This window comes from Bacillus sp. PK3-067, assembly GCF_056738645.1.
In genome coordinates this window covers 285,001-295,000 of record NZ_CP096490.1, presented here as the reverse complement: position 1 = coordinate 295,000, position 10,000 = coordinate 285,001, and the positions used below count along the sequence as shown (strand labels likewise).

Annotated in this window: 7 protein-coding genes and 3 rRNA genes (2 of these 10 running past the window's edge); 6 read left to right on the top strand and 4 right to left on the bottom strand. The window is 38.5% G+C overall.

The window, feature by feature from the left end:
• On the top strand, positions 1 to 691 hold the 3' end of the coding sequence (locus M1D73_RS01660) for a glycosyltransferase (RefSeq protein ID WP_000558368.1). The gene continues 1,241 nt to the left of window position 1, outside the view; only the last 691 of its 1,932 coding nucleotides appear in the window; its start codon lies beyond the left edge, outside the window; it ends in the stop codon at positions 689 to 691.
• A gap of 67 nt (positions 692 to 758) precedes the next feature.
• The gene (locus M1D73_RS01655; protein ID WP_000651238.1) at positions 759 to 1,535 is read left to right on the top strand and encodes a class I SAM-dependent methyltransferase; all 777 of its coding nucleotides are present in this window, start codon (positions 759 to 761) and stop codon (positions 1,533 to 1,535) included.
• A gap of 40 nt (positions 1,536 to 1,575) precedes the next feature.
• Here the strand turns inward: M1D73_RS01655 and M1D73_RS01650 are convergent, their stop codons facing one another.
• Positions 1,576 to 2,520: an NAD-dependent epimerase/dehydratase family protein gene (locus M1D73_RS01650; protein ID WP_001230820.1), complete on the bottom strand. Its 945-nt coding sequence runs from the start codon at positions 2,518 to 2,520 to the stop codon at positions 1,576 to 1,578.
• A 292-nt stretch (positions 2,521 to 2,812) separates the two neighbouring features.
• On the opposite strand from M1D73_RS01650, the gene M1D73_RS01645 reads away from it, so the two are divergent.
• The 4 genes from M1D73_RS01645 (at position 2,813) to M1D73_RS01630 (ending at position 6,748) form a co-directional block, all read left to right on the top strand.
• On the top strand, positions 2,813 to 3,607 hold the full coding sequence (locus M1D73_RS01645; RefSeq protein WP_000790044.1) for a sulfotransferase family 2 domain-containing protein: 795 nt from the start codon (positions 2,813 to 2,815) through the stop codon (positions 3,605 to 3,607).
• Positions 3,608 to 3,825: 218 nt separating this feature from the next.
• Complete coding sequence (locus tag M1D73_RS01640; RefSeq protein WP_000405125.1) at positions 3,826 to 4,548, top strand: class I SAM-dependent methyltransferase; 723 nt, start codon at positions 3,826 to 3,828, stop codon at positions 4,546 to 4,548.
• Positions 4,549 to 4,575: 27 nt separating this feature from the next.
• Complete coding sequence (locus tag M1D73_RS01635) at positions 4,576 to 5,448, top strand: class I SAM-dependent methyltransferase (protein WP_001031897.1); 873 nt, start codon at positions 4,576 to 4,578, stop codon at positions 5,446 to 5,448.
• Positions 5,449 to 5,671: 223 nt separating this feature from the next.
• On the top strand, positions 5,672 to 6,748 hold the full coding sequence (locus tag M1D73_RS01630; protein ID WP_000690980.1) for a glycosyltransferase WbsX family protein: 1,077 nt from the start codon (positions 5,672 to 5,674) through the stop codon (positions 6,746 to 6,748).
• Between the two features lie 14 nt (positions 6,749 to 6,762).
• On the opposite strand, the gene rrf is transcribed toward M1D73_RS01630, so the two are convergent.
• The 3 genes from rrf to M1D73_RS01615 all read right to left on the bottom strand — a co-directional run.
• Positions 6,763 to 6,878: ribosomal RNA gene (gene rrf / locus M1D73_RS01625) — 5S ribosomal RNA — on the bottom strand.
• A gap of 48 nt (positions 6,879 to 6,926) precedes the next feature.
• Positions 6,927 to 9,848, bottom strand: a 23S ribosomal RNA gene (locus M1D73_RS01620).
• A gap of 144 nt (positions 9,849 to 9,992) precedes the next feature.
• Positions 9,993 to 10,000, bottom strand: a 16S ribosomal RNA gene (locus M1D73_RS01615); it runs 1,544 nt beyond the window's last position.
• The 16S, 23S and 5S rRNA genes sit together here, the layout of an rRNA operon.

Genomic DNA, 10,000 nt, shown 5'->3' with positions numbered 1-10,000 from the left:
TAAAAAGCTGCTCTCAAAAGAAAATAAGCCCCACCTGAAGGTTCAACAGATTATTAATGATAAAAACTCTGGTTCTGTATTTAAACAATGGATAAAAGGAGTCTCTGCAGCAACTGGTGATTATATTTGGATCGCAGAGGCCGATGACTTATGCGATAAGACATTTTTACAAGAGGTGATACAGGGGTTTTATATAAATAACAATATTACCTTAAGTTACACACAATCAAAACAAATTGATGAACAAGGAAATGTATTGGCTAATCATTATTTAAATTACACAAATGATATCGATAAAGAAAAATGGAAAGGCCCCTATTTTCGAAAAGGCGTCGAAGAAATACAAGATACGTTACTTATCAAAAACACTATACCTAATGTTTCAAGTGTAGTTTTTAAAAATATAGATATGAAGAAAACAGAAAAACAGTTAGAGAAGTTCAAAATAGCTGGTGATTGGTTTTTCTATGTTTCTCTTCTTACAGAGGGAGATATTTACTTCAATCCATCCCCCTTAAACTATCATAGACGACATTTAAATAGCGTAACGAGAACAGAAGATTCATACTCCCATTACAATGAAGTTGTACAAATGCAAAATTTCATTAAAGAAAGATTTACTATCGACGACATTTCTAAAATGAAAATGTATACATATAGAAAGCATCTTAAAGCATACTTAAAAATTTAAACTTGTGCTTTCTATGCCATCAATATCTCTTGTAAGTTGCTACTATTACTTAAGGGAGGAATACTCTTTGAAAGACTTTATAGAGGAACATAAAGATTTAATTTCTCAAATCGCACACAGCTATAATGTAAATGCAAGTATCCATCCTGAGGATCATATCTTTCAGTTCATTGTCACTAATCCCGTCTTCCCATCAAAAAAAGAAGCGATAGATTACTACTTTAAAGATGGGCAAAACTCAGCACAAATACTCTTAAACTTAATTACTTCCCTTTATCCTCCTACAGGCAATCCAATTAAATTTTTAGAATTTGCATCCGGATACGGCTGCGTAACACGTCATTTATTAAATCTACAAGCGAATTTGAGTATAACCGCTTGCGATATACACGAAGAGGCTATTTCCTTTATTGAAAACAAATTAAATAATTCTTCTATATTATCTCATCCTGAGCCTGAACAGTTAAAATTGGACTCCTCTACGTACGATATCGTTTTTTGTCTATCCTTTTTCTCTCATATGCCTGATACAACTTGGTTTCGTTGGCTGCAAACATTGTATAACGCTGTTTCACCTGGTGGTTTATTCATTTTCACAACCCATGGCTATCAAAGCAAAAAATACTTCGGGTTTCCAAATTTAAATGAAAAGGGCTATTGGTTTCTCTCTTCTAGTGAACAATTCGATTTAGATGTGAATCAATACGGACAAACGATAGTTAGTCCCTCTTACGTGTGTGACAAAATTAAATTATTACCCCATAACCCAATTATCAAAAAGTATACTGAAGGATTTTGGTGGGAACATCAAGACCTTTGGGTTATAGAAAAAGAAGCAAAATAATAACCCACGCTCTGCTTATATACAAGTAGAGTGTGGGTTATTATTTTTTACTATATAAGAACTCTTCAATCCATAGCTTATTTAATCTAATCCCATGTTTAAAATCTATTTTAGGTTCCCAATTCAATTCTTGTTTTACCTTATCAATATTTAAAATGATTTTTTGAACGTTCTCTTGTTTTTGTTTGTAACAGATAAAATCCACTTTTCTTTCTGTTATTTTCTCTAATTCCACTATAATTCGTTTTAAAGAAAGACCTTTGCCACTCCCTATGTTATATACGCAAGATTTCAATTGATTTAATTGTGCTAGTTGTATAGTAATTTCAACTAAATCATCGATATAAATATAATCTCTAATAATCTCCTCTGGATTCCCATATATATGAATCCTTTCATTACTGAGATGCTGGTACAAAAAACAATTTATCGCCCCAACTTTTTTTAAGGGGTTTTGGTATTTTCCATACGGATTAGAATATCTACATACAACATAATCTATTCCATATTTTCTCTTATAAAAATACAAATAATTCTCCAGCGAAACTTTTGTTATTCCATACGGGGAAAGTGGTCTTAATGGATGTTTCTCATCAATAGGCAAATATTCAGGTTCACCATAAACTGTGCCTCCCGAAGAAGCTAATATAATTTTTTTAATACGAAAATCTTTAACACTTTCCATGAAATTAAGAAAAAATAGACTGCTATTAATATCACCGAAAACATCTTCAATTGAAGTTGCTACGTTAGACGTCGCAGCTAAATAAATAATAATATCTATATTCACTAAAGCCTTATATATATCCTCAACATTTTCTAAATCACCTTTAATAAATTCAACTTCACTTATAATATTTTGAGGAAAATTATTTATATGTCTGGAAAATACTTTTACATTTTGCCCCTGTTCCAATAAACCCAATGCGAGGTTGATACCAATGAAACTATTTCCACCTACTATTAAATAATTATTCTTCCTCATAATATCATCTCTCTAGTAATAAATTTTTCCCGTCGTCAAACCTAAAAATATACACAAATAAACTGGATCATTTCGATTATTCATCTTCTTATCATTGTATGTTTGTTATAAATTTTCATTATCTTTATTTTATATTTTCATTTTAGAATAGCTTCCTTATTCAGGTTGACTGCAAAAACACTCATAATATTTACTCATCCCCATGAATATATTTAATAAACAATCCTCACTTGTTTAACCCATAAAAAAAACGTCTACATACACAAATTTCCCAAAAAGGAGTGCTGAACTCATGAAAAATATAAATCAAGAACTTTTAAATCATGTAATTCTACATAAAGATCGAATTCCACATTACCATAAAGACTTTCCGATTATACTATTTTGGAGTCATAGAAGCGGATGCACCGCGTTAGCTAATTGGTTCTTTTTTCAAATCGGATTATTTACTGAAGCAAAGAAATACAATGACTTTATTCATTACTATGAGTTCTGGGTGTATAAGAACAATACAAATTACATACCCGAGTTACAAAATGGTCTTCTAGAGGGTAAAAAGGATGTTTGTAAACTTGTGCGAAATCCCTATACAAGGGCTGTCAGCTCATTTCTATTACTTGCTGACAACCCATATGCTAGCCCTCAATGGGAAAGTATCCGTCATTATTTTTATAATGACAAATATAGTAATCAAGGAATATCATTTAAACAATTTTTATATTACGTTCAGGCATTCGGCTCCAATTCTCTAGCGTTAGATATACATTTTAGTCAACAATACGTCCCTGGTGAAGAAAACTTCATCCAATGTTATATTCCTTTAGAAGATTTTAATACACAAATCACCAAACTAGAACACACGTACGATTTGATAAAATCCCCTTTAGCACTTCTTACAAATTCAGATCATCATCGCGCACACAAGATGATTTATGCAGGGAGCTATGCAGAACTTAGCATTACAGATACAGACTTCCCACGATTTCCAACATACGAAAGCTTTTATGATAAAGAAACTATGGATTTAGTTACAGAAATATACGCACAGGATTTTGAAATGTACCCATACACGAAAGGGATATTTTAAGTCTATACATTTTCCCATGAATAAAAGCTGATGCATCGCATAGCATAAAGTGAAACTTTAATTCGATTGGGGGTTCTCTTCAACTGATTATTCCCTTCTCCTAATCGCAATTTTAAAAAATACCTAACTTTCACCCATTCCCCCTTTGATTTCGCTGATTGTTGACGTGTATCATACTTTCCATAAATAGATTGCATTTAACATAGGAGGGATGTCGTGTGGAAATCAATTTGAAACACAATAATGGGTACTGCGTTATTTGCGAAAAGAAAGCTACATTTATAGAGCATAATGATTGGCTTAGAGATCATTATTTATGTTCTACATGTAACTCTATACCAAGGCAGCGAGCTTTAATCCATGCCTTGCATACATTTTTTCCAAAATGGAATTCCTATAGTATTCACGAATCCTCTCCTGGAGGAATTACAACTCAGCTACTATTAAAAAACTGTAAAAACTATACTTATTCTCAATACTTTAAAAATTATCCTCTTGGCCAATACTTTCAAGGTATTAGATGTGAGAACTTAGAAGACATGACTTTTGAAGATGAATCTTTTGATTTATTCATTACTCAAGACGTTTTTGAGCATGTAATGACGCCAAACAAAGCCTTTAAAGAAATAGAACGAGTATTAAAACCTGGCGGCGCTCATGTATTTACTGTCCCTTGGTATCATACACTCACAAAAACTGTGCAAAGAGCAAGAATGAATCAAGAAGTGATTGAATATATTGAAGAGCCCATTTATCATGGAAACCCTATTGATGAGAATGGATCTTTAGTAACGTTCGATTGGGGGCAGGATATGATTGAATATATTTATACACACGCAAACATGTATACCATTGTTTATTTACAAAAGGATAGATCACTAGGGTTAGATGCTGAATTTTTACATGTTTTTATTAGTAAAAAGCAAGAAAATAAAGTTTAATCACTATATAATTCGGAGGTTTAACAAATGAATAAATTTAAGTTAGGAAGTGATTTTGATCATCTTGTTAATTCACTATCTGATGTCGAACTTCTAAATTTATTTATACAAAGTTGTTCACAAACAACGATAAATGGGGTTCCCGTACCTAGGTTTCCTCCTGAAGAAATTCAAAAACAATTTGTAGGTGCTTCCTATGAACATGCTCTTTACGAAGCATATTTGTTTTATAGACATATAAAAGAATACGCCCAAAATTTAGGGGTTCCCTTGAATAAAGAAAGTAAAGTTTTAGACTTCGGCTGCGGATGGGGAAGAATTATACGCTTCTTATTTAAAGATGCCTCTGATCAAAATTTACTTGGCATTGATGTCGATCCTGCGATGATCACACTTTGTAATGAAACACTAGGAAGAGGGATATATAAAACAGCAAGTCCACATCCCCCTGTAGAATTTATTAGTGACAATTCATTAGATATCATATTCGCTTATTCTGTATTCTCACATTTATCCGAAGCAACTGCCGAAAATTGGGTAAAAGAATTTTCAAGAGTTCTTCGCCCTGGTGGAATCTTCATCGCAACAACACAAGCGCGCTATTTTCTTGATTTTTGTCAACAATTCCAAGAACATCCTGAATTAATTCAAACAGGATGGCATAAAACTTTATCTCAAGCTTTTCCAGATATACATCGCGCCATCTCGGATTATGAAAACGGCAAATTTGTTCACAGTCCTACTGGTGCAGGAGATGTTAGAAATAGTAGTTTTTACGGAGAAACTGTTATACCTAGGACTTATATTGAAAATCATTATGAGAAATATTTAAAGCTACAAGACTTTTTTGATGATGTAAATCGATTACCACAGGCCCTCTTTGTCCTTCAAAAAATTTAATTCCTTTCATTCAACGTAATAAATTTCATGACGAAAAGCACTTTCTATTTCAGCTATATATCAAATTACCTAATACTCTCTTATTAAGTAAGCTTAAAAAAATCCAATACATACCATAAAAAGACAGTAAACAGATAACATATCTCTTGTTTTAAAATTGCTTCACCAAATCAAGAATAACTTCCCAACACTTGAACTACGAAAAACATGAGGGGGATATAACTTGAAAATAATCGCTTTTTACTTACCACAATTCCATCAAATTAAAGAAAATGATCGATGGTGGGGGAAAGGATTTACTGAATGGACAAATACTAAAAGTGCACAACCTTTATTTTCAGGACATTATCAACCTAGGGAACCTTATCAAGATTTTTATTACGACTTAACTACCCCCTCCGTAAGAAAGTGGCAAGCGGAAATCGCTAAAGCATACGGTATATATGGTTTTTGTTATTATCATTACTGGTTTAAGGGAAAAAGACTATTAGAAACACCCTTTAATGAGGTACTAAAGATGAAGGAACCTGACTTTCCTTTTTGTCTTTCTTGGGCAAATGAACCATGGACAAAATCTTGGGATGGTCTCGATAAACATATATTAATGCCTCAAGACTACGGAGATATATCTGATTGGAAGGAACACTTTGATTATTTATTACAGGCTTTCCAAGATAAGAGATATATTTATATAGATGATAAACCTCTATTCATTATTTATCGTCCAGGACATATTCCTGATTGTGAAAAAATGCTTAATTACTGGAATGCATTAGCGCGAGAAAATGGTTTAAAAGGTATATACTTTGCTGAAACATTAAACAGTTTTCCACTACCTAATATAAATGGATTCGATGCCAGCATTCAGTTTGAACCTTTCTATACAATTGCCCATGATAGCTCTTCAGACATAAATAAGGTAATATATGATTCTGATATGCAATTAAATGTTTGGGACTACGATAAAGTATGGATGTATATATTACAACGATCGCTCCCAAAGAAAAAAACATTTCCCGGGGCTTTTGTTGATTGGGATAATACTGCACGACGTAAAAACGCGAATAGCAGCATCTTTGTAGGTTCTACCCCTGAAAAGTTCACCATATATTTAAGCAAGCAAATTCATCGTACTTACTCTTTTTATAACAGCGAGTTTTTATTTATTAACGCATGGAACGAGTGGGCGGAAGGAACTTACTTAGAGCCAGATAAAAAATATGGATTTTCTTATTTAGAAGGGGTTAAAAATGCAATTGATAGAGGTATGAAAGCATACAAAAAAGACGAGTCATTCTGACTCGTCTTAAAGTTGCTTGGCGACGTCCTACTCTCACAGGGACAAGGTCCCAACTACCATCGGCGCTAGAGAGCTTAACTTCCGTGTTCGGTATGGGAACGGGTGTGACCTCTCTGCCATCATCACCAAACTATGAAGGCATATTCCTTCAAAACTAGATAACATTGCTACATATTATATGGTTAAGTCCTCGATCTATTAGTATTCGTCAGCTCCACATGTCACCATGCTTCCACCTCGAACCTATCAACCTGATCATCTTTCAGGGATCTTACTAGCTTACGCTATGGGAAATCTCATCTTGAGGGGGGCTTCATGCTTAGATGCTTTCAGCACTTATCCCTTCCGCACATAGCTACCCAGCTATGCCCTTGGCAGAACAACTGGTACACCAGCGGTGCGTCCATCCCGGTCCTCTCGTACTAAGGACAGCTCCTCTCAAATTTCCTACGCCCACGACGGATAGGGACCGAACTGTCTCACGACGTTCTGAACCCAGCTCGCGTACCGCTTTAATGGGCGAACAGCCCAACCCTTGGGACCGACTACAGCCCCAGGATGCGATGAGCCGACATCGAGGTGCCAAACCTCCCCGTCGATGTGGACTCTTGGGGGAGATAAGCCTGTTATCCCCGGGGTAGCTTTTATCCGTTGAGCGATGGCCCTTCCATGCGGAACCACCGGATCACTAAGCCCGACTTTCGTCCCTGCTCGACTTGTAGGTCTCGCAGTCAAGCTCCCTTATGCCTTTGCACTCTACGAATGATTTCCAACCATTCTGAGGGAACCTTTGGGCGCCTCCGTTACACTTTAGGAGGCGACCGCCCCAGTCAAACTGCCCACCTGACACTGTCTCCCGGGTCGATAAGACCCGTAGGTTAGAATTTCAATACAGTCAGGGCGGTATCCCACCAGCGCCTCCACCGAAGCTAGCGCTCCGGTTTCAATGGCTCCCGCCTATCCTGTACAAACTGTACCAAAATTCAATATCAGGCTACAGTAAAGCTCCACGGGGTCTTTCCGTCCTGTCGCGGGTAACCTGCATCTTCACAGGTACTATAATTTCACCGAGTCTCTGGTTGAGACAGTGCCCAAATCGTTACACCTTTCGTGCGGGTCGGAACTTACCCGACAAGGAATTTCGCTACCTTAGGACCGTTATAGTTACGGCCGCCGTTTACTGGGGCTTCAGTTCAGAGCTTCGCTTACGCTAACCCCTCTCCTTAACCTTCCAGCACCGGGCAGGTGTCACCCCCTATACTTCGCCTTACGGCTTCGCAGAGAGCTGTGTTTTTGCTAAACAGTCGCTTGGGCCTATTCACTGCGGCTTTCCGTTAAGAAAGCACCCCTTCTCCCGAAGTTACGGGGTCATTTTGCCGAGTTCCTTAACCAGAGTTCTCTCGCACACCTTAGGATTCTCTCCTCGCCTACCTGTGTCGGTTTGCGGTACAGGCACCTTTTATCTCGCTAGAAGCTTTTCTTGGCAGCGGGGAATCAAAGACTTCGCTCCATAAGGAGCTTCCCCATCACAGCTCAGCCTTTACGATAAGCGGATTTGCCTACTTATCAGCCTAACTGCTTGGACGTGCACAACCAATCGCACGCTTCTTCTATCCTTCTGCGTCCCTCCATTGCTCAAACGATAAAGAGGTGGTACAGGAATATCAACCTGTTGTCCATCGCCTACGCCTGTCGGCCTCGGCTTAGGTCCTGACTAACCCTGAGCGGACGAGCCTTCCTCAGGAAACCTTAGGCATTCGGTGGACGGGATTCTCACCCGTCTTTCGCTACTCATACCGGCATTCTCACTTCTAAGCACTCCACCAGTCCTTCCGGTCTGACTTCACTGTCCTTAGAACGCTCCCCTACCACTGATACCATTGGTATCAATCCGCAGCTTCGGTGGTGTATTTAGCCCCGGTACATTTTCGGCGCAGAGTCACTCGACTAGTGAGCTATTACGCACTCTTTAAATGGTGGCTGCTTCTAAGCCAACATCCTAGTTGTCTAAGCAACTCCACATCCTTTTCCACTTAATACACACTTTGGGACCTTAGCTGGCGGTCTGGGCTGTTTCCCTTTTGACTACGGATCTTATCACTCGCAGTCTGACTCCTAAGGATAAGTCATTGGCATTCGGAGTTTGACTGAATTCGGTAATCCGATGAGGACCCCTAGTCCAATCAGTGCTCTACCTCCAAGACTCTTACACTTAAGGCTAGCCCTAAAGCTATTTCGGGGAGAACCAGCTATCTCCAGGTTCGATTGGAATTTCTCCGCTACCCACACCTCATCCCCGCACTTTTCAACGTGCGTGGGTTCGGGCCTCCATTCAGTGTTACCTGAACTTCACCCTGGACATGGGTAGATCACCTGGTTTCGGGTCTACGACCACGTACTAAACGCCCTATTCAGACTCGCTTTCGCTGCGGCTCCGCCTCTTCAGCTTAACCTCGCACGGGATCGTAACTCGCCGGTTCATTCTACAAAAGGCACGCCATCACCCGTTAACGGGCTCTGACTATTTGTAGGCACACGGTTTCAGGATCTCTTTCACTCCCCTTCCGGGGTGCTTTTCACCTTTCCCTCACGGTACTGGTTCACTATCGATCACTAGGGAGTATTTAGCCTTGGGAGATGGTCCTCCCAGATTCCGACGGAATTTCACGTGTTCCGCCGTACTCAGGATACATTCAAGAGAGAACGAAGTTTCGACTACGGGGTTGTTACCCTCTACGACGGACCTTTCCAGGTCGCTTCGTCTACCTCGTTCCTTTGTAACTCCGTATAGAATGTCCTACAACCCCAAGAGGCAAGCCTCTTGGTTTGGGCTATGTTCCGTTTCGCTCGCCGCTACTCAGGAAATCGCATTTGCTTTCTCTTCCTCCAGGTACTTAGATGTTTCAGTTCCCTGGGTCTGTCTTCCTTACCCTATGTATTCAGATAAGGATACCATACCATTACGTATGGTGGGTTTCCCCATTCGGAAATCTTCGGATCAAAGCTTACTTACAGCTCCCCGAAGCATATCGGCGTTAGTCCCGTCCTTCATCGACTCCTAGTGTCAAGGCATCCACCGTGCGCCCTTTCTAACTTAACCAAACTAAAATTAAAAAATATGAGCTACACTGTTATCTAGTTTTCAAAGAACATACATTTATATATGAGAGATAGTTCTCTCAAAACTGAACAAAACGAAACACGGAAACTTTATTGATGAACAGCGTTCATCAATTCTCCATAGAAAGGAGG

Excerpts from the sequence above, each read along its gene's own strand:
- M1D73_RS01645 (WP_000790044.1), top strand. The coding sequence starts at position 2,813 with ATGAAAAATATAAATCAAGAACTTTTAAATCATGTAATTCTACATAAA.
- M1D73_RS01635 (WP_001031897.1), top strand. The coding sequence starts at position 4,576 with ATGAATAAATTTAAGTTAGGAAGTGATTTTGATCATCTTGTTAATTCA.
- M1D73_RS01650 (WP_001230820.1), bottom strand. The coding sequence starts at position 2,520 with ATGAGGAAGAATAATTATTTAATAGTAGGTGGAAATAGTTTCATTGGT.